This window comes from Streptomyces cyaneus, assembly GCF_004028635.1.
GTDB classification, from domain to species: domain Bacteria; phylum Actinomycetota; class Actinomycetes; order Streptomycetales; family Streptomycetaceae; genus Streptomyces; species Streptomyces cyaneus.
Genome location: NZ_ML138678.1, coordinates 576,029 through 600,855 on the forward strand (window position 1 = coordinate 576,029; position 24,827 = coordinate 600,855).

At 69.4% G+C, this 24,827-nt stretch carries 24 protein-coding genes and 1 tRNA gene; 11 read left to right on the forward strand and 14 right to left on the reverse strand.

Features of this window, described 5'->3' with window-relative positions; all coding sequences use genetic code 11:
* Nucleotides 1-70: 70 nt before the first annotated feature.
* Complete coding sequence (locus EHO50_RS02565; protein WP_128428137.1) at nt 71-976, forward strand: ketopantoate reductase family protein; 906 nt, start codon at nt 71-73, stop codon at nt 974-976.
* A 35-nt stretch (nt 977-1,011) separates the two neighbouring features.
* On the opposite strand, the gene EHO50_RS02570 is transcribed toward EHO50_RS02565, so the two are convergent.
* Complete coding sequence (locus tag EHO50_RS02570; protein ID WP_128428138.1) at nt 1,012-1,431, reverse strand: SRPBCC family protein; 420 nt, start codon at nt 1,429-1,431, stop codon at nt 1,012-1,014.
* Nucleotides 1,428-1,817 (reverse strand): ArsR/SmtB family transcription factor, encoded by a 390-nt coding sequence (locus EHO50_RS02575; RefSeq protein ID WP_128428139.1) that lies wholly within the window; start codon nt 1,815-1,817, stop codon nt 1,428-1,430. The genes EHO50_RS02570 and EHO50_RS02575 overlap by 4 nt, the downstream gene beginning before the upstream one ends.
* Nucleotides 1,818-1,959: 142 nt before the next feature.
* Here EHO50_RS02575 and EHO50_RS02580 point away from each other — a divergent pair, with 142 nt between their 5' ends.
* Nucleotides 1,960-2,304 carry a hypothetical protein gene (locus tag EHO50_RS02580; protein ID WP_128428140.1) on the forward strand — a complete coding sequence of 115 codons (345 nt, stop codon included), beginning with the start codon at nt 1,960-1,962 and terminating at the stop codon, nt 2,302-2,304.
* A 45-nt stretch (nt 2,305-2,349) separates the two neighbouring features.
* Here the strand turns inward: EHO50_RS02580 and EHO50_RS02585 are convergent.
* A tRNA-Val gene (locus EHO50_RS02585) sits at nt 2,350-2,421 on the reverse strand.
* A gap of 216 nt (nt 2,422-2,637) precedes the next feature.
* Between EHO50_RS02585 and EHO50_RS02590 the strand changes: the two genes are divergently transcribed.
* The 3 genes from EHO50_RS02590 to EHO50_RS02600 all read left to right on the forward strand — a co-directional run bounded on the left by EHO50_RS02590 (nt 2,638) and on the right by EHO50_RS02600 (nt 5,152).
* Nucleotides 2,638-3,411 (forward strand): DUF4097 family beta strand repeat-containing protein, encoded by a 774-nt coding sequence (locus tag EHO50_RS02590; protein WP_128428141.1) that lies wholly within the window; start codon nt 2,638-2,640, stop codon nt 3,409-3,411.
* A 73-nt stretch (nt 3,412-3,484) separates the two neighbouring features.
* Nucleotides 3,485-4,915 carry a hypothetical protein gene (locus tag EHO50_RS02595; RefSeq protein WP_128428142.1) on the forward strand — a complete coding sequence of 477 codons (1,431 nt, stop codon included), beginning with the start codon at nt 3,485-3,487 and terminating at the stop codon, nt 4,913-4,915.
* Nucleotides 4,916-4,933: 18 nt separating this feature from the next.
* Complete coding sequence (locus EHO50_RS02600) at nt 4,934-5,152, forward strand: FmdB family zinc ribbon protein (RefSeq protein ID WP_128428143.1); 219 nt, start codon at nt 4,934-4,936, stop codon at nt 5,150-5,152.
* A 119-nt stretch (nt 5,153-5,271) separates the two neighbouring features.
* Here EHO50_RS02600 and EHO50_RS02605 read toward each other — a convergent pair whose 3' ends face one another.
* The 3 genes from EHO50_RS02605 to EHO50_RS02615 all read right to left on the reverse strand — a co-directional run bounded on the left by EHO50_RS02605 (nt 5,272) and on the right by EHO50_RS02615 (nt 9,934).
* Nucleotides 5,272-6,078, reverse strand: a complete 807-nt coding sequence (locus EHO50_RS02605) for an HAD family hydrolase (RefSeq protein WP_128428144.1) — start codon at nt 6,076-6,078, stop codon at nt 5,272-5,274.
* Complete coding sequence (locus EHO50_RS02610) at nt 6,078-8,690, reverse strand: phosphoribosyltransferase (RefSeq protein ID WP_128428145.1); 2,613 nt, start codon at nt 8,688-8,690, stop codon at nt 6,078-6,080. Before EHO50_RS02610 ends, EHO50_RS02605 begins: the two co-directional genes overlap by 1 nt.
* A 74-nt stretch (nt 8,691-8,764) precedes the next feature.
* Nucleotides 8,765-9,934: an HpcH/HpaI aldolase/citrate lyase family protein gene (locus EHO50_RS02615; RefSeq protein ID WP_128428146.1), complete on the reverse strand. Its 1,170-nt coding sequence runs from the start codon at nt 9,932-9,934 to the stop codon at nt 8,765-8,767.
* A 187-nt stretch (nt 9,935-10,121) separates the two neighbouring features.
* On the opposite strand from EHO50_RS02615, the gene EHO50_RS02620 reads away from it, so the two are divergent.
* Entirely contained in the window at nt 10,122-10,928 is an 807-nt protein-coding gene (locus EHO50_RS02620) for a TerD family protein (RefSeq protein ID WP_128428147.1), read from the forward strand.
* A 110-nt stretch (nt 10,929-11,038) separates the two neighbouring features.
* Here EHO50_RS02620 and EHO50_RS02625 read toward each other — a convergent pair whose 3' ends face one another.
* The 6 genes from EHO50_RS02625 to EHO50_RS02650 form a co-directional block, all read right to left on the reverse strand.
* On the reverse strand, nt 11,039-11,776 hold the full coding sequence (locus EHO50_RS02625) for a TerD family protein (RefSeq protein ID WP_128428148.1): 738 nt from the start codon (nt 11,774-11,776) through the stop codon (nt 11,039-11,041).
* A gap of 124 nt (nt 11,777-11,900) precedes the next feature.
* Entirely contained in the window at nt 11,901-13,049 is a 1,149-nt protein-coding gene (locus EHO50_RS02630; protein ID WP_128428149.1) for a DUF475 domain-containing protein, read from the reverse strand.
* 125 nt (nt 13,050-13,174) lie between these two features.
* Nucleotides 13,175-13,750, reverse strand: a complete 576-nt coding sequence (locus tag EHO50_RS02635) for a TerD family protein (protein ID WP_128428150.1) — start codon at nt 13,748-13,750, stop codon at nt 13,175-13,177.
* A 93-nt stretch (nt 13,751-13,843) separates the two neighbouring features.
* On the reverse strand, nt 13,844-14,419 hold the full coding sequence (locus EHO50_RS02640) for a TerD family protein (protein ID WP_031476289.1): 576 nt from the start codon (nt 14,417-14,419) through the stop codon (nt 13,844-13,846).
* 160 nt (nt 14,420-14,579) lie between these two features.
* The gene (locus EHO50_RS02645; protein WP_062698231.1) at nt 14,580-15,038 is read right to left on the reverse strand and encodes a peroxiredoxin; all 459 of its coding nucleotides are present in this window, start codon (nt 15,036-15,038) and stop codon (nt 14,580-14,582) included.
* A 123-nt stretch (nt 15,039-15,161) separates the two neighbouring features.
* On the reverse strand, nt 15,162-15,596 hold the full coding sequence (locus EHO50_RS02650; RefSeq protein ID WP_030054586.1) for a DUF3052 domain-containing protein: 435 nt from the start codon (nt 15,594-15,596) through the stop codon (nt 15,162-15,164).
* Nucleotides 15,597-15,958: 362 nt separating this feature from the next.
* Between EHO50_RS02650 and aceE the strand changes: the two genes are divergently transcribed.
* Together aceE and EHO50_RS02660 are read left to right on the forward strand one after the other, a co-directional pair.
* Nucleotides 15,959-18,706: a pyruvate dehydrogenase (acetyl-transferring), homodimeric type gene (gene aceE, locus EHO50_RS02655; protein WP_128428151.1), complete on the forward strand. Its 2,748-nt coding sequence runs from the start codon at nt 15,959-15,961 to the stop codon at nt 18,704-18,706.
* Nucleotides 18,707-18,796: 90 nt separating this feature from the next.
* Complete coding sequence (locus tag EHO50_RS02660; RefSeq protein ID WP_128428152.1) at nt 18,797-19,630, forward strand: potassium channel family protein; 834 nt, start codon at nt 18,797-18,799, stop codon at nt 19,628-19,630.
* Here the strand turns inward: EHO50_RS02660 and EHO50_RS02665 are convergent.
* Nucleotides 19,627-19,932, reverse strand: coding sequence for a small hydrophobic protein (locus tag EHO50_RS02665; RefSeq protein WP_128428153.1), 306 nt, complete (start codon nt 19,930-19,932; stop codon nt 19,627-19,629). The genes EHO50_RS02660 and EHO50_RS02665 overlap by 4 nt on opposite strands.
* Nucleotides 19,933-20,224: 292 nt before the next feature.
* Nucleotides 20,225-21,844, reverse strand: a complete 1,620-nt coding sequence (locus EHO50_RS02670; protein ID WP_128428154.1) for an MFS transporter — start codon at nt 21,842-21,844, stop codon at nt 20,225-20,227.
* Between the two features lie 66 nt (nt 21,845-21,910).
* Here EHO50_RS02670 and EHO50_RS02675 point away from each other — a divergent pair, with 66 nt between their 5' ends.
* The 3 genes from EHO50_RS02675 to EHO50_RS02685 all read left to right on the forward strand — a co-directional run bounded on the left by EHO50_RS02675 (nt 21,911) and on the right by EHO50_RS02685 (nt 24,766).
* Entirely contained in the window at nt 21,911-22,537 is a 627-nt protein-coding gene (locus EHO50_RS02675) for a TetR family transcriptional regulator (RefSeq protein ID WP_128428155.1), read from the forward strand.
* A 93-nt stretch (nt 22,538-22,630) separates the two neighbouring features.
* Complete coding sequence (locus EHO50_RS02680) at nt 22,631-23,848, forward strand: alpha/beta hydrolase (RefSeq protein WP_128428156.1); 1,218 nt, start codon at nt 22,631-22,633, stop codon at nt 23,846-23,848.
* 57 nt (nt 23,849-23,905) lie between these two features.
* Entirely contained in the window at nt 23,906-24,766 is an 861-nt protein-coding gene (locus EHO50_RS02685) for a DUF4429 domain-containing protein (protein ID WP_128428938.1), read from the forward strand.
* Nucleotides 24,767-24,827 lie beyond the last annotated feature (61 nt).

Below are 24,827 nucleotides of genomic sequence, written 5' to 3' on the forward strand. Positions count from 1 at the left end.
AGAGGGGTTCGTCTGCCATGATCACGTCGAGGCGGCCACCACAGCGGGGCCGACCGACGAGAGGAATCGCATGACGGCGAACGATCGACTCACCGTGGCGGTACTGGGCCCGGGCGGCATAGGCGGCCTGCTCGCCGCGCTGCTGTCCAGGGCCGGCCACCGCGTGATCTGCCTGGCCGGCGACGACACGGCCAAGACCCTGCGTACGACCGGAATCCACGTCCGCAGCGGTCTGTTCGGGGACTTCACGGCCGACGTCGAGACGGACACCGAGCTCCGGGAACCCGTCGACGCCTGCCTGATCGCGGTCAAGGCCACCGCCCTCGACGCGGCCCTGACCCGGGTCCCGCCCACCGCGCTGGGCGACGCGCTGGTCGTCCCCTTCCTGAACGGCGTGGAACACCCGGAGGCCCTGCGCACCCGCTACCGCCCCGACCGCGTCGCGCCGGCCGTCATCCGCGCCGAGTCGACTCGCGTCGCGCCGGGGCAGATCGAGCACGCCAGCCCCTTCGCCGAGATCGACCTCACCGGCGACCCGGTCCCCCGCGGCCACCTCGACGCCCTCGCGCAGGCCCTAGGCGCGGCCGGCCCCACCACCCGCGTCCTGGAGGACGAGACGGCGACGCTCTGGGCGAAGATGTCCTTCCTGGCGCCGTTCGCCTTGCTGACCACCCACCACGCCCTCCCCCTCGGTGACGTACGCACGCGCCACCGCGAGGAGTTGACGTCCCTCGTCGAGGAAACCGCAGCGGTCAGCCGCGCCTGCGGCGGCCCCGCCGACCCGGCCCAGGCCCTGGCCCGCTACGACGCCTTCCCGCCGGGCACCAAGTCGTCGATGCAGCGGGACGCCGAGGCGGGCCGCCCCCTCGAACTGGACGCCATCGGCGGAGCGTTGCTGCGCGCGGCGGAACGACACGGGGTACCCGCGCCGGTAACGGCCCGCCTGGTAGGGGAGTTGAAGGCCGCCGGCCACTAGCCGAAGCACTCCCGAGGCACTCTTCAGCGCGCAGGCTACTGGCCGGCCACGGTGTCCAGCGCGGGCTCGATCCGCTCCAGCACCCCCGGCCAGCCGCCACCCATACCGTCATACGCGGTCTTGCCGAGCGGCGAGTCGAGATCGAAGCCGGAGTGCTCGAGGAAGAGCCGCGTGCCGGTTCCTTCGGGTTCCAGGCGCCAGGTGATGGTGGTGTCCAGGGTGCCCGGGGCGAAGCTGTAGCGCAGCAGACGCTCCGGCTCCACCGCGAGCACCTCGCACTCCTGATGGCCCCACGGCCCCATGTCCAGGGTGAACCGGTGCCCGACTTCCGGGCGTACGTCTCCCGCGGCCCACCAACGCGCGTGCAACTCCGGGTCGGTGAGCGCGCGCCAGACGGCGTGGGGAGGGTGGGCGACGAACTGGTCGCAGTGGATGGTCTGGGGTTCCACGGTCATGGAGAGCCGTCCTTGCTGGTGCTGGTGCTGCCTGCGCCGGCACCAGTACTGGTATTGCTGCCGGTTCCGGCGCCGATGGTGATCTCGTCCAGTACGTCACTCAGGGCACCCATACGGGCGCGCCAGTAGTGCTCGAAGGGGTGCAGCCATGCGCCGACCTCGGCGAGCGGCTCGGGCTGCAGGTGGTAGTAGCGATGGCGCCCGCGGGGCTCCTCACGAACCAGTCCGGCCTTCTTCAGTACGGAGAGGTGCTCGGAAACGGCGGGACGACTGAGCGAGAACTCCCCGGCCAGGTCCCCGGCCGCACGCGCTCCCCCCATCAGCCCTTCGAGCAGTTTGCGCCGGACCGGGTTGGCCAGTGCGCTGTACACGTCGACTGGTGGCATGCCCACAGAATGCGTCGGAAGTCTCCGACGTGTCAACTTTTCCCGACACATCGACCGAGGGCCTCGATACATCCAGCACCCGTTCGCATGAACCACCCAAAGAAACTCGCACCCCAAAATCGAACAGGCGTAGCATTGCGCCGTGGCTACGCCCTATGACTTTCCGAGTGACCTCCTCGCCGGTCAGGAGGAGCTGCATCAGGTCCGGGCCGAGCTTTCGGCCCTGCTGAAGCGACTTCCCTGGTCGGTCGTGCCCCTGGACGGATTCAGCGACGACAACGGCTGGCGCAAGGTCGAGCGCCCCGCCTCCCCCGGCTGGACGGAGGACGAGCAGGCCGAGGTGGAGAAGCTCCGGCACCGCGAACACGAGCTCGCGGTGTTCGTCAGCGGCCACCGCTTCTGGTCGGACCTCGCCGGGCCGGACCGGATCGACGCCCGCACAAAGCTGAAGCACGCCCATGAGGCGCCGGCGGAGGAAGTGAACTGAAACGCAGAGGGCCCCGACCGCGAACGGCGGGGCCCTCTGCTGCTGTGGGCGCGGACGGTTTCGAACCGCCGACATCCTGCTTGTAAGGCAGGCGCTCTACCCCTGAGCTACGCACCCGAGAACGAGTCGACAGCCTACCTTGCCAGGGGCCATGTCCCGCAAACCCGTATCCCGGACTGTCCGGGAAAGTCCGGGCACAACCTGGGGTTATCCCCACCATGGATCCGGGAGCGGCCCGGATCCTGCGCCGGGTCCGGGCTCGGTACGGTCGAGGCACCGTCGTAATCCCGGGCCGCGAAGGCCGGTCCGGGGAAGTCTCAGGGGGAGATCGTCATGGCCCGTACCGTGCCCGCCCGCGCCGCCGCCGTCGCCGGGGTCGTTGCGGTGCTCCTTGCCGGGGTCACCGCGTGCGGGGCCTCCGCCGGGGATGACAAGGACCCCGAGCATCGGTCCTTCGCGCTGGAGGGAAGGACGCTGACCGTCGACTCCGACGACTCGGCGTTGGAGATCGTCGCCGCAGAGGGGAACAAGGCCGGCACGGTCGAGGTCACGCGGTGGTTCCAGGGGGCCGTCGCGATCGGCTCGGATCCAAAGGTGACCTGGGCGATGAAGGACGACCGGCTGGTGCTGCGGGAGAAGTGCTCCGGCATGATCACCAACTGCTCGGCCAAGCACCGGATCGAGGTGCCGCGCGGGGTCACCGTGAAGGTCGAGGACGGGGACGGGAGTGTGCGGGCAAGCGGGTTCCGGGATGCGTTGAGCATCCGTACCGGGGACGGGTCCGTGCGGGTCACCGACTCCAGCGGTCCACTGGACCTGAGGACCGGCGACGGCTCCATGCATGTCTCCGATGTCTCCTCGCGCCAGGTGAAGGCGCAGACCGGTGACGGCTCGGTGCGGCTCGAACTCGGCACCGTGCCGGACCTGGTGGAGACCCGCAGCAGCGACGGCTCGGTGACGATCGAGCTGCCGCGGGCCACGTACCGCGTGACGACGGAGACCGGCGACGGCTCGGTGGATGTGTCCGTGCCTCGGGACGAGACCAGCTCCCATGTGGTCTCCGCCCGTTCCGGCGATGGAAAAGTCACGGTGCGAACCGCGAACTAACCGGCCCGTGTGTTCGTCCTAAACCGGTGGGAGAATGAACCGGGCAGGGTGAATGACAGCACGGGAGAGGGATGTGACGGCGACACCTCCGCAGCCGAACTCGCCGTCAGTGCCGGGCGCGCAGGGACATCCTGCTCGGGACGACTCGCAGCCCGTACGTCGGGTTCCGTGCGGCTCGCGTCACGCCCTCCGCGACACCCTCACCCTCGTCTGCGCCCTCCCCCTCGTCGCCGTACTCGCCCTGCCCGCCGCCTTCGCCGGGGGCGGCACCCGGCGCTGGTTCGGTGGGCGGGCCGAGAGCCAGCGGGCCGAGGCGCAGGCCGCGAAGGACGATGCGGCGGCCGCGTTCTACGAGCTGGACACCGCCCAGCGGGATCTGCGGATCTCGATCGAGACGATCTCGGCCGTCGACGACTCCCCGGCCGCCCGCCGGGCGATCACCGACTTCGAGGCGCTCGGGCGGCGTATCGACGAGGCCAGCCACCAGTACATCCAGGCCGTCGACGCCCATGACCTCGACCGCGACGACCTGGAGGCCTCGGTCGCCGCCCGCGCCCGTACGGAGCTGACGCAGGCCAAGGACGAGCTGGGGCGCGTCAAGCAGGAACTGGACCGGTTCGAGGACGGGCTCGGGCCGCTGCTCGGCAAGGCCGAGACCCAACTGGCCCGGCTCGCCCCGGCCGTCGAGCGCGCCCGGCAGGGCCTGCTCGCCGCCTCGAACGCCCTGGATGCCGTACGGGGATCGGGGCTGAAGGCGGACGACCTCGCCGCCCGGCTCGCGGCCCTCGCCCCGGAGCTGACCAAGCTGAACCAGGGCGCCGGGCAGCATGGCGTCCCGCAGACGCTGGAGCGTGCCGAGCGGGTCGCGCGGGAGGCGGAAGCGGTCCGGGTGGAGGCCGAGCGGCTGCCGGAGAAGGCCGCCGAGATCGATCACCGGCTCGTGTCGCTGCGTACGCGCGCGCAGGCGCTCACCACCCGTGCCGGGCAGGTCGATCCGGTGCTGAGCGAGTTGCGGCGGCGGTTCACGGCGGCCTGCTGGCAGGACCTGCAGAGCGTCCCGGACCGGGCCGGGGAGAACGTACGGCAGGCCGAGCTGAAGCTGAAGGAGGCGCAGGCCGCGCGCGACGACCAGCGCTGGCCGGACGCCACCGCGCTGCTGTCGACCGTCCGGGCGCTGTTGAACTCCACCGACGAGTCGGTGTCCGCCGCCGGTGACCGGCTGCGCCGGCTGAACGCCGTGCAGAAGGACCCGCAGCAGGAGATCGACCGGACCCGCTTCGCGATCCGGGACGCCCAGCGGCTGGCCATGACGGGCCGCAACACGCCCGATCCGCGGCACGCGCGCCCACTGGACGACTCCGTCGCCCGGCTGGAGCGGGCGATCGGCACGCTGGAGGGGCGTCACCCGGACTACTGGCACTTCCTGACCGAGACGGCGGCGGTGCGGCAGGCGGTGGCCCGGGTGGTCGCGCAGATCCGCGAGGAGCGCGGCGGCGGTCACTGACCGGGCTAACCTGTGTGCATGCCTCGCTATGAGTACCGCTGCCGCAGCTGCGGCGACACGTTTGAACTGAGCCGGCCGATGGCGGAGTCGTCCGACCCGGCGGCGTGCCCTGCGGGGCATGACGACACGGTGAAGCTGCTGTCGACGGTCGCGGTGGGCGGCACCGCAAGCGCCCCGACCGCCGCGCCCAAGTCGAGCGGCGGGGGCGGTTGCTGCGGCGGAGGCTGCTGCGGCTGACGGACGGCAGGGATACGCCCTGAGGGGCGCGGGGAACTGCGCGACAAGCCACAACGAACCCGCAGCCGCACACGCTCACAAGGCCCCGAGCTCCCAGGCGCAACAGCCGGGGCACAGCGTCATTGCCCCGTTGCCTTCAAGAACTCCCGCAGAATCCGCTCCCCCGCCAGCACCCCCCGCTCCGGCAACGCACTGATCGCCGGGGCGGTGAAGTCGGTGTCGGCCAGTTCGCCGTGGCCCGGGCGCCAGCCCTTGTCGGCGGCCAGCAGCAGGTCGGCGTCCAGCAGGGAGTCACCGGCCGCCAGCGTCAGCTCCGCGCCGGCGCGGCGGGCGACCTCGTGCATGGCGGCGCTCTTGGTCAGCGGCTTCGGGACGGCGTAGATCTTGCGGCCCTGGAGCGAGACCGTCCAGCCCCGGTTCTCCGCCCACACCGCGAGCTCCTTCACCCACTCCTCGGGCAGCAGCTCGCGCTCGACGACCAGGTAGGCGAAGAGGTCCTCGGCGATCCGGTGCTTGCGCACCCACGCCGGGGACGCCGACGCCATCAGGTGGTCCTGCACCTCCGCGAGCGGCGCGCACTGTTCGGCCAGGCGGGCCTGGACCTGTGCGTGCCAGTCGGGGTCGGAGACGCCGTCGACCAGCAGGTGCCCGCCGTTGGCGCAGATCGCGTACTTCGGCGGCGGGCCCGGCAGGTTGATGCGCTGGTACTGCTTGCGGGTCCGGGTCGTCGTCGGCACGAAGACCGCCGCGTCGCCGAGGTCGGTCAGCAGGTGGGCCGCCGTCTCGGTCATGTACGACAGCGGCTTGCTCTCGTGCACCTCCACGCACAGCAGCCTCGGCGCCCGCGCGTCCGGCATGGTCAGCGCGAGGGCCGCCGCGGAGTAGATGAGCGTACGGTCGAGGTCACTGGCCACCAGCACCGGCATCAGACGTTCACCGCCTTGCCGTCGGCGCCCGTCGCGCCCCGCGTGTACTTGGGGTGGATCAACCCCACGCAGGTGTACGGCAGTTCGGCCACCTCTTCCACCGGTACTCCTCTCTGCTCGGCGAGCAGGCGTACATGGTCCAGGTCGGCGCCGGCACCGGCCCGCGCCAGGATCTTCCACGGCACCCGGCGCAGCAGCACCCGCGTGGTCTCGCCGACGCCCGGCTTGACGAGGTTCACGTCGTGGATGCCGTACTCCTCACTGATGCGCTCGACGGCCGCCCAGCCCTCCCAGGTCGGCGCGCGGTCGCCGGACAGCAGCTCCTTGGCCGTCGCGTCGACCGCGTCCACGACCTCCGGGAAGCGCGCGGACACGGCGTCCAGGAAGGCCACGGAGACGTCGGCGCCGGCGAGTTCGCGGTAGAACTTCGCACCGTGGTAGTCGTGCGGACCGACCAGGTCGGCGCGCAGCACGGTGCGCGAAATCAGACCGGAGACGGTGGAGTTGAGGCACGCGGACGGGATGAGGTAGTCGTCGCGGGTGCCGTACGTCCGCACGCACGAGCCCGGGTCGGCCAGTACGGCGATCTCCGGGTCGAAGCCGCCGATGCCGTCGGACTTCTCGAACTCCGCCAGGGCCACGGCGAGTTCGCGGGTGATGGCGCCCTTGCCGGTCCAGCCGTCGACGAAGACCACGTCACGCGGGTCGTGGTGCTCGGCCAGCCAGCGCAGCGCGTTGGCGTCGATGCCGCGGCCGCGCACGATCGAGACGGCGTAGTGCGGCAGTTCGAGGCCGTGCCGGAACTGGGCCCAGCGGCGCATGAGCACGCCGATGGGAGTGCCCGCGCGGGCGAGGGAGACGAGCACCGGGCGCGGCGAACGCTCCGCCAGCACGAGCTCGGTGACCGCGCCGGCCGCCTGTGCCAGCCGCGCCGCCGACTCCTCCAGCGCCGCGTGGAACAGCGCCTGGTACTGCTCGCTGGGCTGGTATTCCACGGGCAGCGACTCGGCGTAGTGCGCGCCCCCGCTCTGAATGGCCTCTTCCCTTTCCTCGGTCGGCGCCTCCAGCGTCACGTCCGAGAGGTCCTGCAGCAGCCAGCCGACCTCCTCGGGGGCGTACGAGGAGAAGGCGGGGCCGCGGAGGGGCTCGGGCAGCATCGGGTGCCTTTCGGGAATGGCCAGGGGGACGGGGACGTACGACGGCACGACCGCGAGCAGGACGTGCGGGGTGTGGGCGGCGAGCTGCGCCAACAGTCCCTCGGGCGCGTGCAGTTCGGGGGTGTCGGCGACCGAGTCGACGACGGCTATGACGGTGTCGAAGCCGGCGCCCGCGACGTTGTAGGCGTAGCGCTCGCCGGGGCCGTCGGCGGGGTCGTCGTGGGCCGGGAAGACGAGGCGGGTGCGTATCGCGTAGCCGGGGTCGTCGACGGCGAGGACGGGTGACCGGGTCGTGGTCGAGTACCGCACCTCCACGCCCTCGGCGACCTGCTCCAGCTCACGGGCGAGCCGCAGCGGCGCGTACATCAGCTCCTCGAAGCCGAGTACGTGTACGCGCCGGGCGTCGGCGGGGAGTGCCTCTGCGAGGCGGGCGGCCATGGCGGGGAGGGCGCCTTCGAGGCGGGTGCGGTGCGCGGGCGTGAAGCCGTGGCGACCGCCGTCGGGGAGGTTGTGGGGCCAGCACAGGTCTACGCGGGTGACGTGGGGGTGGGTGCGGTTGTCGTCCGAGTGCGGGTCGTGGGGGGCTGGTCGCGCAGTTCCCCGCGCCCCTGAGGGGGTGGTCCGACCGTCGGCTCCAAGGCCGGGGGCACCGGCATCGCCCTCAAGGGGCGCGGGGAACTGCGCGACCGGCCACGACGAACCCGCAGACGACGAACCACCCTCCGCGGCACTCTCCGCCTCGTACCGCGCCACGAGCTCCTGGCCCTTCTCCAACACCCCCTCCGGCAGCCGCACCGTCCCCGAAGCCGCCGCCACCAGATCCACCCGCGCGCCGATCTCCCGCGCGAACTCCTCCAGCCGCCCGGCATCCTCCGCCGACCGCATGTCGACCAGCGCAACCACGACGTACCGCCGCCGCGGATACCGCTCATGAAGATCGCGCACGGTGTTCAGCACCGTGTTCCCCGTGGAGAACTCGTCGTCGACCAGGACCAGCGGCCCGTCCCCGACCAGCAGCGCCGGGTCCTCCGGGAGCAGCAGATGGGAGGTCGCGTGGGAGTGGGACTCCTCGAAGCCGCCCGCGCGGGCGACCCCGGCGACCGGGCGGCGGGTGGAGTGCAGGTAGGGGGCGAGGCCGATGCCGTCGGCGACGGAGTGGCCGAGGCCGGTCGCGGTCTCCGCGTAACCGAGGACGACCGCGCGGGCGGCCTCGTCGTCGCCCAAGAGATCCCGCACCCGGCGGCCGAGGGCGAAGCCGGCGCCGTACACCACGGACGGTGACTGCGGGACGTGCTTGCCGAGCACGTTGGAGACCAGCAGATGCGCCCGCTTGGGGTTGCGGCGCAGGGCGAGCCCCAGCATCTGCGTGAGCTCGTCGTCGCCCACGAGCTGGACTCCGAGCCGCTCGGCGACCCAGCTCCCGGACCAGACCCCGTTGTTCACTGCCTTGTTCATGCGTCCCTTGGATAGAAGCCGTTCGGCCCGTGGATGGAGGCCGTCGGCCCGTGGATGGAAGCCGTCGGCCCGGTTCAGGCCGGGATTCCGGCGGCGAGCAGCTCCACGAAGCCGATGTCCTCGTTGGCCACACCGAACACCTCGGCCCGCAGCATGGTCCGCTCGGCCCAGGCGCGATGCGGCTTCACCTCATTCATCTTGTTCGTGTACTGCGACCTGAGTACACCCCCACCGCAGCGTTCGGGCTTCAGGATGTCCTTGGCGTCGCTGAACTCCTCGTGACTGACCACGGACAGGGCGTGCACGGGCAGCACGTGGGAGGGGTGGATGCAGGTCTTGCCGAGCAGGCCGTTGGCGTGGTCGAGCGTGATCTCGCGCAGCAGGCCGTCCATGGCGTGCTCGATGAGGGCCTCGCGCAGCTCCTCGGCCTGGCCCTCCAGGAAGGGGCTGCGGCGCAGCTGCGGCTTGAACATACGTTCCTGCACCCGGAAGTACTCCCACACCGGCCCGGTCACCGTGAACCCGGTGCCGTCGGCTCTGCCCAGCATGTTCACCACGTCGGCGATCACGGAGGCGACGATCTGGACGTCGTAGGCGGTCATGTCCGGGGCCCGGCGCAGCCCGTACGACGAGCAGAAGTCGGTGACCCCGAGGCGCAGCGCCAGCACCCGCTCCCGGTACTTGTCGACCGCGCGGGAGATGCCCTCCAGGGTCTCCACGCGGGACTCCCGGTAGAGCAGCTCGGGAGACTCCAGCACCGGCATGGCGAACAGCCGCCGCCCGCTCTCGGCCTCGGCGCTCGCGAGGGCCTCCAGGAAGGGCATGCCGCGCTCTTCGGTGAACTTCGGCAGCACGAATCCGGACAGCAGCCGGACGGCGGGACCGAGCCGCCGTACGAGATCGGGGATCTGCTCGGGCGTACGGACCCGGATGAAGAGCAACGGCAGATCCGCCGCGCTCTGCCGCTGCGCGAGGTCGGTGAACTGCCGGACGAGGTTCTCCTCGCCCTCTGCCACGTCCTCGTCGCCGATCGAGTCCTCCAGGCACAGCACCATCGAGACCACGCCGCGCCCGGTCTGCTTGACGATGTCGTCGGCGAGCCGCGGCCGCGTGGCGGGGCTGTAGAGCGTGGCGCCCAGGGCCGCGGAGAGCAGCCGGGCCGAGGAGTCCGCGGAGAACTCGCACGGCTCCTGGTGGAAGAGGCGCTGCCGCACCTCCGGGGCGATGTGCCCGAAATGACGCATAGAGCTCCCCCGTGGTGACTCGATGGCCCCCGTGACCTGTTCACAGGTGGCCGGTAATAGTACGTAGATACCCATGTCAGGGGTTCCCGCAGGGCATGAATTTCTGGTAACGCGGACAAACACGAGCGCACACGGCCTGTGTACCCCCGCGTTGTCGTGACCAGGACGGAGAGGGCAGGATGACCGCATGACGCACGCGATGTTGAAGGGGTCGAACGTCCCGCTCGAAGTCACGACGGTACGCGCCGTGCTGCGCTGGACGCCCGGGCAGGGGGTCCCGGATGTCGACGCCTCGGCACTCCTCCTCGGCCCCGACGGTCGTGTGCGCTCCGACGAGGACTTCGTCTTCTACAACCAGCCCCGGCACCCCTCCGGGCAGGTCTGGCGGCTCGGCAAGAAGCGAGTCGCCGAGGGCCTCACCGACACGATCCAGACAGATCTGGCTGGTGTCGAGGCCGGCGTCGGTCAGATTCTCCTGGTCGCTTCGGCGGACGGCGTCACCTTCGACCGCGTACGGGACCTGCGCATCCTGCTGTACGACGCGGCAGCCGCCGACGGCGATCCGCTGGCGTACTTCGACGTCAAGCCGGAGACGGGCGCGGAGACCGCCCTGATCTGCGGCGAGCTGTACCGCCGCGGCGAGGGCTGGAAGTTCCGCGCCCTGGGCGAGGGCTACTCGGACGGCCTCAAGGGCCTGGCCACGGACTTCGGCATCTCGGTGGACGAGTCGGAGGCGATGGCGGAGCCCGCGCCGACGCCGGAGGTCTCCCAGCCCCTGCCCCCGGAGCAGCCGACGACCGCGGTCCCACCCCAGCCGTCCTACGGCTACCCCCAGCAGCCCCCGCCGACCCAACCGGCGTACGGCTACCCCCAGCCCACCAGCCAGCCGGCCACGGCCCAGTCGGGCTACGGCTACCCGCCTCCGGTGACGGCACCGGCCCAGCCCGGGGAGTTCCGCCTGCCTCCCCAGGGCCCACAATTCATCGGGCGTTAGCTGCAGCGCCGTAAGGGGCGCGGGGAACTGCGCGACCAGCCACGACGAATCCGCACGCGCCACAAAACCCAAGGCCCCGAGCTCTCAGGCGCACCGGCCAAGACCCGGCGTCAGCGTTCCGCCTTGGTCTTGTACCCGCGCCCCCACTGCAGCCCCCACCCGAACAACCGATCCAGCTCGGCCTGGAAGCCATACACGAACTTCACCTCACGCCGAACCCAGAGCTCCCCCTTTACGTTCTCGATCATCACCACCGCACAGGACCGAGCCTGCGGATGCCGCTCATCGAGACCGATCTCGATCCGCGGTCCATTGCTCGGATACAGCGTGACGATCGCGTGCGTTCGGTCGAACGCCGGCGTCTGGTCATAGATGTACACAAAGACCAGCAGCCGCTTGATGTCCTCCCGATGATCGAGGTTGACGTACATCGTCTCCCCGGACGCCGACCCGAACCGGTCGTCCCCGCTGAGCTTCACATACGGCGGCGCGTTGACGTCCCCGAGGAACCCGCCCAGCGGCTGGACGACCCCCTTCGTCCCGTCGGCCAGCTCGTACAGGCACCCGAGGTCGAGGTCGACGTTGACCATGCTCTGGCTGTGCCCCAGCACCTCCGGCGGCTTGAGCGCCTTGAACGGATGCCGCAACAGGCTCTGCCGCTGCGAGCCCCCGATGTCCGACGTCCGCATACGCCAGGCCAGGTTGACCCGGAGATGACCGGTCGCCGCCCCCTGCTTGGTGAGCGAAACCCGGTCGTGCCGCTTCGTCAGCTCGATCGAGTTCGACGACGCGCTGCCCGAGTCGAACTCGGCCGCCCGGCCACGCCAGAGTCCGTCCAAGAAGCCCATTCCGCCCCCACGTCCCACGAAAGACCCGCGTTCACCACGAAAGAACCACGGTCATTTGGAAAAACCGGCGGGGCGGCCGGAGGCCCGGCCGCCCCGTTCAGAGCGTTCCTCACCCGCAGGGATGTCACACCCCGGACGAGACCTCAGTCTTCTCGTCCGAGGTCTCCGCTTTTCCCTCGGCTGCCGCCAGCGCGCGGTTGCGGCGCACAGAGGACCAGAAGGACCAGCCGATCAGGGCGACACCGATCAGGCCCGTGACGATCTCGGGGATCTGGTACTGGATGGTGACCATGAGGAGCACGGCCAGCGCGCCGATCGCGTAGTGCGCGCCGTGCTCCAGGTAGACGTAGTCGTCGAGGGTGCCCTGGCGCACCAGGTAGACGGTCAGCGAACGGACGTACATCGCGCCGATACCGAGACCCAGCGCCATCAGGACGATGTCGTTGGTGATGGCGAAGGCACCGATCACGCCGTCGAAGGAGAAGGAGGCGTCCAGGACCTCCAGGTAGAGGAACATGAAGAACGCGGCCTTGCCGGCCAGGGCGACCGCCGTGCGGGGCTTGCCGGCGCGCACGGCTGCTTCCTCCGCCTCGTGCTCGCGTTCCTCCTCTTCTTCGAGCTTGTCCTCGAAGTAGCCGGAGAGGCCGCCCACGATCATGTAGGTGATCAGGCCCGCGATACCGGAGAGCAGAACCGTCTCCGCCTTGTCGGCGTGCGCGCCGCCGTGCTGGTGGGCGTTGGCCGCGAAGGTCAGCGCCGAGATCAGCAGAACGACCAGCGCGATGCAGACCGACAGCATGTCGACCTTGCCGAGCTTGGCCAGCGGGCGCTCCAGCCAGCCGAGCCACTTGATGTCCCGGTCCTCGAAGATGAAGTCGAGGAAGATCATCAGCAGGAACATGCCACCGAACGCGGCGATCGCCGGGTGGGCGTCGGTGACGAGTTCCTGGTAACGGTCCTTGTCGCTGAGCGCGAGGTCGACCGCCTCGATCGGCCCGAGGCTGGCGCTGATCGCGACGATCACAACGGGGAAGACCAGTCGCATACCGAAGACGGCGATCAGGATGCCGATGGTGAGGAAGATCTTCTGCCAGAAGGCATTCATCTTCTTCAGGATTCCGGCGTTGACCACCGCGTTGTCGAACGACAGCGAGATCTCGAGGACGGAGAGGATCGCCACGATGCCGAGGGCGGTCCACCCCCCGAAGAGGACCGCTGCAACCAGGCCGAGCGCGGTGACCGCGAACGACCAGCCGAAGGTTTTCAGAACCACTGGCTACCCAATCCTGTGTGTACGGGGCTCCCGAGCGCCGCACTCGGCTTTACGAACTTTTGAACCCGAAGTCTAGTCGGCCCCACTCCCGGTCCCACGGGGCCCCGACTTTTGCTCATATCGCGTTATGAGACGTTGACCCCGAAGTCCAGCGCGATGCCACGCAGACCCGACGCGTACCCCTGTCCCACCGCCCGGAACTTCCACTCTCCCTGGTGGCGGTACACCTCGCCGAAGATCATGGCGGTCTCGGTGGAGGCGTCCTCGCTGAGGTCGTAGCGGGCGAGCTCCTGGCCGTCGGCCTGGTTCACGACGCGGATGAAGGCGTTGCTGACCTGACCGAAGGTCTGGCCGCGCTCGTCGGCCATGTGGATGGAGACCGGGAAGACGATCTTGTCGCACTGGGCCGGCACCTTCGAGAGGTCGATCAGGAGCGACTCGTCGTCGCCGTCGCCCTCGCCGGTGAGGTTGTCCCCGGTGTGCTCCACCGAGCCGTCCGGGCTCTTGAGCTGGTTGTAGAAGACGAACCACTCATCGCCCATGACCCGTCCGCCGGTGCACATCAGGGCGCTGGCGTCGAGGTCGAAGGGGGCTCCGGTGGTGGAGCGCGCGTCCCAGCCGAGCCCGATCATCACCTGAGTGAGGTTCGGTGCGGCCTTGGACAGGGAGACGTTTCCTCCCTTGGCGAGCGTGACGCCCATGTTGCTGGTCCTCCCCGCGTGATGCTTTTTGGTTGTCCTGCGCATCCGGCGCCGCACTCAAACGAATGCGGCGCCGGACTCAGGATGGTGACCTCAGACGTTCACACCGAAGTCCTGCGCGATGCCGCGCAGGCCCGAGGCGTAGCCCTGGCCGATGGCGCGGAACTTCCACTCCGCGCCGTGCCGGTACAGCTCGCCGAAGACCATCGCGGTCTCGGTGGACGCGTCCTCGCTGAGGTCGTAGCGCGCGATCTCGGCGCCGCCGGCCTGGTTGACGACGCGGATGAACGCGTTGCGCACCTGGCCGAAGGACTGCTGGCGGTTCTCGGCGTCGTAGATCGAGACCGGGAAGACGATCTTCTCGACGTCCGCCGGGACGCCGGCGAGGTTGACCTTGATCTGCTCGTCGTCGCCCTCGCCCTCACCGGTGAGGTTGTCGCCGGTGTGCTCGACGGAGCCGTCGGCGCTCTTGAGGTTGTTGAAGAAGACGAAGTTCGCGTCGCTGCCGACCTTGCCCTCCGGGTTCAGCAGCAGCGCGCTGGCGTCCAGGTCGAAGTCGGTGCCGGTCGTGGTGCGGACGTCCCACCCCAGACCGACGATGACCGCAGTGAGGCCCGGAGCCTCCTTGCTCAGTGATACGTTGCCGCCCTTGCTGAGGCTGACTCCCACGAGTCCTCCATTGGTTTCCAGGGGCGGGGAGCCCCGCCGTGCGTTTGATATGGGATCAACGACTCGATCCTAGTGACGGGTTCCCGTACCCCGCAGGCCTTGATACCGAAGAATCACAGGGTGTCGGGATCGGGGTGCCGGGATCAGCGGGGTGCCGGGATCAGAGAGTGTCGAGTGCCTTGACGTACTCGCTGAGGTCACGGGCGTCCGGCAGCGCGTTGACGACCGTCCAGCGCACGACGCCCTCCTTGTCGATGACGAAGGTGCCGCGCACCGCGCAGCCCTTGTCCTCGGCGAAGACGCCGTAGGCGCGGCTGACCTCGCCGTGCGGCCAGAAGTCGCTGAGCAGCGGGTACTCCAGGCCCTCCTGCTCGGCGAAGACGCGCAGGGTGTGGATGGAGTCGTTGGAGACGGCGAGCACCTGGGTGTCGCGGTCGGAGAACTGCGGCAGGTTGTCGCGCACCTCGCACAGCTCGCCGGTGCACACGCCGGTGAAGGCGAAGGGGTAGAAGAGCAGGACGACGTTCTTGGAACCACGGAAGTCGGAGAGCTTCACGGTGGCGCCGTGGTTGTCCTTGAGCTCGAAGTCGGGGGCCTTGTCGCCGACCTGGATCGCCATCGTCGTGGATGTCCCTTCGGTGGGGCTGTTCGGGTGGAGACCCCACCCTATGCAGCGACCACCGAGGCCCGTGCAGGAGGCCGGGCCGGGCTTTCCAGCCCGGCCCGGCACCGCCACCAGTTTCTACTTCTTGGTCTTCGCGGCCTTGGGCGTCACCAGCCGGCTGCCACTCCAGTCCTTGCCGACGCTGACGCTCTTGGACGCCGACAGACCCGCAGTCGTCGCGGCTTCAGAGATGTCGCTGGGCTCCACGTAGCCGTCACGGCCGGTCTTCGGCGTCAGCAGCAGAATCGCGCCGCCCTCTTCGATGTACGTGGTGGCGTCCACCAGCGCATCCGTCAGGTCGCCGTCCTCGTCGCGGAACCACAGCACCGCGGCATCGGCAACGTCGTCGTAGTCCTCGTCCACGAGTTCTGTGCCGGTGACTGACTCAATGGCCTCGCGGAGTTCCTGGTCTACGTCGTCGTCGTAGCCGATCTCCTGGACCACCTGCTCGGGCTGGAACCCCAGCCTCTCGGCAAGGGTCCGCTCCTCCGCGTGGTCCGCGGTCGCGCTCACGGGTTGCCTCCTGATCATGTCTTGGGAAATAACTCAGCCACGCGCGTGCGCGAAGCATTGGCCGTAGTCCACACGGGCGGGACGGATCGCGCAAGTACCCGGCCGTTCAGACCGCCGAAACGGTGACGATCCTGAACGTGTCACCGCAACTCCAGGCACACCATCATCGTCCCAAGGTGACGTACGGCACGCCAATCCGCCCCCTTTGGGCGTTTGGGAACCATCAGCGGGTACTCCGCCGTTACCAGGACCCGGTTACCCCTCAGTAGAGATGACGTTTGGCGCCCCGAGGTACACGATGGGGAGCGGTGCAGACACCCAGAAACCCCAGAAACACGGCCCTCTGACAGGTAAGGAACAGCGTGGCTTCCGGATCCGATCGAAACCCGATCATCATTGGCGGCCTTCCGAGTCAGGTTCCTGACTTCGACCCCGAGGAAACCCAGGAGTGGCTCGACTCCCTCGACGCCGCTGTGGACGAGCGCGGCCGGGAGCGGGCCCGCTATCTGATGCTGCGGCTGATCGAGCGGGCTCGCGAGAAGCGCGTGGCCGTGCCCGAGATGCGCAGCACGGACTACGTCAACACGATCGCCACCAAGGACGAGCCGTTCTTCCCGGGCAACGAGGAGATCGAGCGCAAGATCCTCAACGCGACCCGGTGGAACGCCGCGGTCATGGTGTCCAGGGCCCAGCGCCCCGGCATCGGCGTCGGCGGCCACATCGCGACGTTCGCCTCCTCCGCCTCGCTCTACGACGTGGGCTTCAACCACTTCTTCCGCGGCAAGGACGAGGGCGACGGCGGCGACCAGGTCTTCTTCCAGGGCCACGCCTCCCCGGGCATCTACGCTCGCGCGTTCCTGCTGGACCGCCTGAGCGAGCAGAACCTGGACGCGTTCCGCCAGGAGAAGTCGAAGGCGCCGTACGGCCTGTCCAGCTACCCGCACCCGCGGCTGATGCCGGGCTTCTGGGAGTTCCCGACCGTGTCGATGGGCCTCGGCCCGATCGGCGCGATCTACCAGGCGCGAATGAACCGCTACATGGAGGCGCGCGGCATCGCCGACACCTCCAAGTCGCATGTGTGGGCGTTCCTGGGCGACGGCGAGATGGACGAGCCGGAGTCGCTCGGCCAGCTGTCCATCGCCGCGCGCGAGGGCCTGGACAACCTCACCTTCGTCGTCAACTGCAACCTGCAGCGCCTCGACGGCCCGGTCCGCGGCAACGGCAAGGTCATCCAGGAGCTGGAGTCGATCTTCCGGGGCGCCGGCTGGAACGTCATCAAGCTGATCTGGGACCGCACCTGGGACCCGCTGCTCGCGCAGGACCGCGACGGCATCCTGGTCAACCGGATGAACACCACGCCGGACGGCCAGTTCCAGACGTACGCCACCGAGACCGGCGGTTACATCCGGGACCACTTCTTCGGTGACGACCAGCGGCTGCGCGCGATGGTCGAGGGCATGACCGACGACCAGATCCTGCACCTGGGCCGCGGCGGTCACGACCACAAGAAGATCTTCGCGGCGTACGCGGCGGCCCGCGCCCACAAGGGCCAGCCGACGGTGATCCTCGCCAAGACGATCAAGGGCTGGACGCTCGGCCCCAACTTCGAGGGCCGCAACGCCACGCACCAGATGAAGAAGCTGACGGTCGACGACCTCAAGCGCTTCCGCGACCGTCTGCACCTGCCGATCTCCGACCAGGACCTGGAGAGCGGGCTCCCGCCGTACTACCACCCGGGGCGGGACTCCGAGGAGATCCAGTACATGCACGACCGCCGCAAGGGGCTCGGCGGTTACGTCCCGACGCGTGTGGTGCGCTCCAAGCCGCTTGCGCTGCCGGACGACAAGACGTACGCGACCGTGAAGAAGGGCTCGGGCCAGCAGTCGATCGCCACCACCATGGCGTTCGTACGGCTGCTCAAGGACCTCATGCGGGACAAGGAGATCGGCAGGCGGTTCGTGCTGATCGCGCCGGACGAGTACCGCACGTTCGGCATGGACTCGTTCTTCCCGAGCGCGAAGATCTACAACCCGCTCGGCCAGCAGTACGAGGCGGTCGACCGCGACCTGCTGCTCGCCTACAAGGAGTCGCCGCAGGGCCAGATGCTGCACGACGGCATCTCGGAGGCGGGCTGCACGGCCTCGCTGATCGCGGCGGGTTCGGCGTACGCCACGCACGGCGAGCCGCTGATCCCGGTCTACGTCTTCTACTCGATGTTCGGTTTCCAGCGCACCGGCGACCAGTTCTGGCAGATGTCGGACCAGCTGGCGCGCGGTTTTGTGCTGGGCGCGACCGCCGGCCGTACGACGCTGACCGGTGAGGGCCTGCAGCACGCCGACGGCCACTCGCAGCTGCTCGCCTCGACCAACCCGGGCTGTGTCTCGTACGACCCGGCGTTCGGCTACGAGATCGCGCACATCGTCAAGGACGGTCTGCGGCGGATGTACGGCGGCGACGAACAGCACCCGCACGGCGAGGACGTCTTCTACTACCTCACCGTCTACAACGAGCCGATCCAGCACCCGGCCGAACCGGAGGACGTCGACGTCGAGGGCATCCTCAAGGGCGTCTACCGCTTCAGCGAGGGCACGGCGGGGTCGATCCCCGCGCAGATCATCGCGTCCGGTGTGGCCGTCCCCTGGGCGATCGAGGCGCAGAAGATCCTCGCCGAGGAGTGGAACGTCAAGGCCGACGTCTGGTCGGCGACCTCCTGGAACGAGCTGCGGCGCGAGGCCGTGGAGTGCGAGGAGCACAACCTGCTGCATCCGGAGGAGGAGCAGCGGGTGCCGTGGGTGACGCGCAAGCTCAGCGGGGCCGAGGGTCCGTTCGTGGCCGTCTCCGACTGGATGCGGTCGGTGCCGGACCAGATCGCCCGGTGGGTGCCGGGGACATACCAGTCGCTCGGTGCGGACGGGTTCGGGTTCGCGGACACCCGCGGTGCCGCCCGCCGCTTCTTCCACATCGACGCCCAGTCGGTGGTCGTCGGCGTGCTGACCGAGCTGGCGAAGGAGGGCAAGGTGGACCGGTCGGTGCTGAAGCAGGCGATCGACCGTTACCAGCTGCTCGATGTGTCGGCGGCGGATCCGGGTGCCGCGGGAGGCGACGCGTAGCGTCGACCGGCGTCAACGGCTGGAAGGGGTGGTGTGCCCGTGGGTGACCTGCGGGATACACCACCCCTTCACATTTCCTACGATGCGGCCATGAAGCAACCGCTCGCGCAAGTCCGTTGGGAACGGTGTACCCAGCGGCCGCTGTTCGCTCTGGCCCTGGTGTTCGCCGTGGCCTATGCCGTGCCGATCGTCGAGCCGGACGCGAGCCGTGAGGTGGTGTCCGCGTGTCTCGCGGTGGAGTGGGTGGTGTGGGGCGCGTTCGCGCTCGACTACGTCGTACGGCTCGCTCTCGCCGAGCGGCGGGTGCAGTTCGTACGGAGCCACTGGATGGACCTCTGTGCGGTCGTGCTGCCGCTGGTCCAGCCGCTGCGGCTGCTGCGGCTCGTGGCCACGCTGCTGCTCGTCGGGCAACGAGCCCGGATGGCCTCGCAGGTGCGGCTCACGACCTATGTCGCCGGGTCGGTGGTCGGGCTGCTGATGTTCGGGTCGCTGGCCGTGCTGTCGGTGGAGCGGGACTCGCCGGACGGGAACATCAAGACGCTGGGTGACGCGGTGTGGTGGTCCTTTACGACCATGACGACCGTGGGGTATGGGGATCACGCGCCGACCACGGGCGTGGGGCGGATGCTCGCGGTGGGGCTGATGCTGTCCGGGATCGCCCTGTTGGGTGTGGTGACCGCGAACATCGCCGCGTGGTTCATAGCTCGGTTCGAGATGGACGACGTGGAGGAGCGGCGCCAGACGGAGGCGATCCGGGTGCTCACGGAGGAGGTTCGGGCGCTGCGGGCGCAGGTCGCCGCGCTGTCGGGTGACGGGCAGCCGGCGGCGCAGCAGCCGGCCCAAGGGGCGCGGGGAACTGCGCGATCAACCACCGACAACCCGCTCCCGCCATCGAACCCCATGCCTCGAGCTCTTGGGCGCTAGAACAAACCGTTGCCCGGCGTGGTCGTCCCCGCCAGCCAGATGATCGCCAGCAGTGTGTCGATCGCGCCCAGCACCACGGCCACCAACGCGGGGAGCGGGCGGGCTCCTGACCAGGTGCGGTTCATGGCCAGCCAGCCGCAGGCGATCGCCACCGGGCCGAGGATGATGCCCAGTACGAAGAAACCGGCGATCGCGCAGATGGCTCCGATGATGCCCAGCGTCGCGCGATCCGGCCCGGTCCGTGACCACGTCCGGCCACGTGAGCGGGGGTACCTGCGCGTTCGGTGTCCGAAGCCCGCCATCGTCAACTCAACTCCCAGAACCTTCCGGTCGGTTGGGTTCGTCGGGTCGAGTACCCCGCGTGCGGGCGCTAATCCTGCGGTAGTTCCGGGCCGTCGGCGCGCTGTCCCCCTCCGGCAGCGCGCCGCCGCCCAGGCCGCCCTCCTCGCCGTACAAACTTGCCCGAGGAACATGCCGTACGGAGGGCTTGGCCCAATCTGACCTGCGGCGCGTGCCGGGTGGGAGGGATCTTTAGCGAAGTCACCCTGATAGGGGAACTCCGGTCGCGGATCCCTCCGTTCGCTTTGCGTGGCGTCAGATGTGCGCCGCGCCCGCGCCCGCCTCCGCGTTCTCACCGCGCTTGGTGAGGAAGGCGACGAAGACCGCGACGACCGCCACGCCCGCGGCGACCAGGGACGCCAGGCTCATGCCCGAGATGAACGTGTCGTGTGCCACGTCCGTGATCTTCGCGGCGACGGCGTCCGGCGTGCCCGGGGCCAGCGGCGGTACGCCGACCTGGACCGCCTCGGAGGCCTGGGCCTCCTGGGCCGCGGTGAGCGGCGGCAGGCCCGCGGACGTCCAGTTGCCGGCGAGGTCGCTGTCGACCTTGGAGGCCATGACGGCGCCCAGGACGGCCGTACCGAGGCTGCCGCCGATCTGCATCGCGGCCTGCTGGAGACCGCCGGCGACGCCGGACAGCTCCATGGGCGCGTTGCCGACGATGACCTCCGTGGCGCCGACCATGACCGGCGCGAGGCCGAAGCCGAGCAGGGCGAACCAGAGGGACATGATGGCGCTGCCGGTGTCCGTCTGAAGCGTGGACATGCCGTACATGGCGATGGCGGTGGCCGCCATACCGCCGGCCAGCGGGATGCGCGGGCCCAGCTTGGTGATCATCGCGCCCGCGAGCGGGGAGCCGACGATCATCATGCCGGTGAGGGGAAGCAGGTGCAGGCCCGCGTCGATCGGGCTCATGCCGTGGACGTTCTGCAGATAGAACGTCACGAAGAACAGGCCGCCCATGAAGGCGATGGCCATCAGGACCATCAGCACGACACCCGCGGAGAGCGGCACCGAGCGGAAGAGCGCGAGCGGGATGAGGGGTTCCTTGACCTTCGTCTCCCAGAAGGCGAAGAGCGCGAAGCCCAGCACCGACGCGGCTATGAACGTCCACGTCTTGCCGTCGCCCCAGCCCCACTCCGGGGCCTTGATCAGGGCCCAGACCAGGCAGAACATCGCGGCCGACAGCAGGGCTATGCCCAGGATGTCGAAGGAGCGCGGGGCGTTCTCGGCGCGGTGGTCGAGCAGGATCAGCACGCCGAGGACGACGGCGATGATGCCGACCGGCACGTTGATGAAGAACACCGACTGCCAGTTGACGTGCTCGACGAGGACGCCGCCGAGGATCGGGCCGCCCGCGGTGGAGGCACCGATGACCATGCCCCAGATGCCGATGGCCATGTTCAGCTTCTCGGCCGGGAAGGTCGCCCGCAGCAGGCCGAGCGCGGCCGGCATCAGCAGCGCGCCGAACAGGCCCTGCAGGACGCGGAAGGTGACGACCGCGGCGATGCTGCTGGACAGGCCGATCGCACCGGAGGCGGCGGCGAAGCCGACCACGCCGATCAGGAAGGTCTGGCGGTGCCCGAACCGGTCGCCGAGCTTGCCGGCGGTGATCAGGGAGACCGCGAGAGCGAGGAAGTATCCGTTGGTGATCCACTGGACCTGGGCGAAGGTGGCGCCGAGGTCCTTCTGGATGGCCGGGTTGGCGATGGCCACGATGGTGCCGTCGAGGGCCACCATCATGACCCCCACTGCGACGGTGATGAGAGTGAACCAAGGGTGGCCGCGCAGCCCCTTGGTCGGCGTCGCGTCCGACGGGACTGCCGGCGCCTTGCCCCCCGACCCCGTCGTGTCGATGGTGGTCTGACTAGTCATGTGTTCGAGGCTAATGACAGCCTCTGACAATTGACAAACCAATTCACAAGTCGGTAACTGACACCTATGGAAACACTGCGCGAACGCAAGAAGCAGCGCACCCGGGAAGCACTGCTGCGTACCGCGCTGGAGCTGTTCACCACCCAGGGGTACGAGGGCACCACCGTCGACGACATCGCGGAGGCCGTCGATGTGTCGCAGCGCACATTCTTCCGTTACTTCGCCGGCAAGGAGGAAGCGGCCCTCGCCCTGGAGGAGATGACGGTGGCGCACTTCTTGGAGGCGGTGCGCGAGCGCCCGCTGCACGAGGCCCCCATGGAGGCGCTGCGGCAGGCCGTACTGGAGGGCTGGGACACGCTCAACGACGTGATCGAGGCCGTCGCACCGGTCGAGCTGTATCTGCGCATGTACAAGGTGGTCGAGTCGACGCCCGCCCTGCTCGCCGCCCATCTGCGGCGCTCGGTGGAGACCGAGGAGGCGATCGCGCGCATCCTCGCCGAGCGTGAGGGGGTCGACATGGACACCGATCCGCGCCCTCGGCTGGCGGTGGCCGTCTTCGGCGGGGTGATGCGACTGACGGAGCGTCAGTGGAGCACGGGCGAGGACTTCAGCCTGGACGCCATGCGGGCATTGACCGTCTCATATCTCGAACAGGTGGGTCCGGCACTGAGTGAGAGCTGGCGAACACACTGAGGTCGTCGGCGTGTTAACACCGCCTTGATCGAAACGTGATACCCGTCACTTGGTTAACGCGAGACCCTCTCGTTCTCCTAGTGTGTCCTCCCAGTGACTTCCTTCGACACGCCCCCGCAACTGAACGTCTGGCGCGCACTGCTCGCTCTGGCCGTGGTGTTCGTGATGCTGGCGACCACCGGTTGGACCGCCGTACGCCACCACCGGAGCACCACACCGCTCCAGGCGTCGCTCAGCGCCTGGGAGCACGGCCGCATCGCCGGACACCGGCTGCCGGACGCGGATTCCTCCCCCACCCGGCTCGCCCGTTTCTTCGCCTCGCTCAGCGCCCCGCAGCGCAGCAGCCTCGCGCACCGCTATCCGCTCGCCGTCGGCAACATGAACGGCGCCCCCGTCGAGCTGCGCTACCGCGCCAACCGCATCGCGCTCGACCAGGCGCGCAAGGTCGAGCAGAAGCGCATGCACGACGTCGGGCTCACGCCGGACGGACAGCGCGAGGCAGGCCGCCGTATGCATCGCTTCGAGGACATGATGCGGGCGGACCGGCACATCCTCGCCTTCGACCCGGAGGGCTCCGGTCGGGCCGCGGAGGTGTTCGGCGACCTGACCAAGGCCGAGCGGATCTCGGTCGTCGTCCCCGGCGTCGACACCGATCTGCTGACGTTCCAGCGCACCAGCCGCAAGTACTCGGCACCGGTCGGCATGGCGCAGTCCCTGTACGCGGCCGAGCGCGCGGTCGGCCCCTCGACGCGTACGGCCGTGATCGCCTGGGCCGACTACACCACGCCGAACGGGCTCGGCATCGACTCGGCGACGGCGATGCGGGCCGCGGACGGAGCCATCCGTCTGAACGCGCTGGTGCGGGCCCTGCCCGGCGGTTCGCCCGTCTCCCTGTTCTGCCACAGCTACGGCTCGGTGCTGTGCGGCCTTGCCGCGCCCACACTGCCGGGACGGGTGGCCGACATAGCGGTGGCCGGCAGCCCCGGTATGCGGGTCGCGAAGGCCTCCCAGCTGCGCACCTCCGCCCATGTGTGGGCGATGCGGGACGCGGACGACTGGGTGCAGGACGTGCCGTATCTCGAGCTCGGCGGGCTGGGACACGGGGAGGACCCGGTGTCGGCGGTGTTCGGCGCGCGGGTGCTGTCGGCGCGGGACGCGAAGGGGCACGCCGGGTATTTCGAGCCGGGCACCGACAGCGTGCGGAACTTCGCCGAGATCGGGGTTGGCGCGTACGAGTCGGTGCGGTGTGCCGACGATGCCGAGGCCTGTCGGGCGGGTTTGTCCGACACGGCGTCGGCCGGACGCGCGTAGAGGCGCAGGAATTGCGGGTTGCGCGGGGTGGCGACGGAGGAGCACGTGCCGCATACGATGAGCCGCATGGGTGACGTACTGGCCGGATTTCATGCCGCCTGGGAGTTCGAGTCCGACTCCGTGCTCATCCGTTACGAACGAGGGATTCGAACACCTAAGCTCTTTCAGAGCCTCGGGGAACGTCGTGTTCCGCTGGCGGCGATCGCCGGGGTGACGCTGACGCCGGGCAAGCGCGGGACGGTGGCGCTGCGAGTCGAGCTGCGGCCGGGCGCCGATCCGTTGCTGGAGGCGGCGGCCGGGCAGTTGAAGGACGGGGGCGATCCGTATCGGCTGGTGCTGCCGGCCGAGCGCGAGACGCTGGCCGAGTACTACGCCGACGAGTTGCGGGCGCAGCTTACGGAGTCCGGGCCGGCGGAGGAGTTCCTCGTTGCCGCGCCTGACGTGCCCTTGCAGTTCAAGGCGTATGACGCGAAGGCGTCCTTCGACGGGAACGTCGTCCGGTTTCGGTGGTTTTGGACAGGTGCGTCCTCGGCTAAGTGGAAGGCCGGGGACCAGAGTTTCCCGGTGGGCGAGCTGAGCGGCGTCGAGTGGCGGTCGCCGGAGGTGTTCGAAGGGCATCTGCGGTTGCTGCGGCGGGACTCTGCCGACGACCAGCCCGCGCAGGCCGATCAGGATCCGGCGGCCGTTGTCTTCGGGCTCGGGTACGGGCCCGTGCATGAGTCGTTGCCGTTCGCTGCGGCCGTGTTGGCAGCGGTGCGCAAGTCCGGGCCGGTCGCCGCGGTACCGGCATCGGCACCGCGGCGCGATCCCGCCGACATCGCCGAGCGCATCCGCCACCTGGGGGAACTGCACGAGGCGGGGCTGGTGACGGATGAGGAGTTCTCGGTGAAGAAGGCCGAGTTGTTGGCGGAGCTTTAGGACGACGCGTTTGCCTGGTGCGGTTGACTGTCGCGTGCGGGTGGTCGTGGGTTGTTCGCGC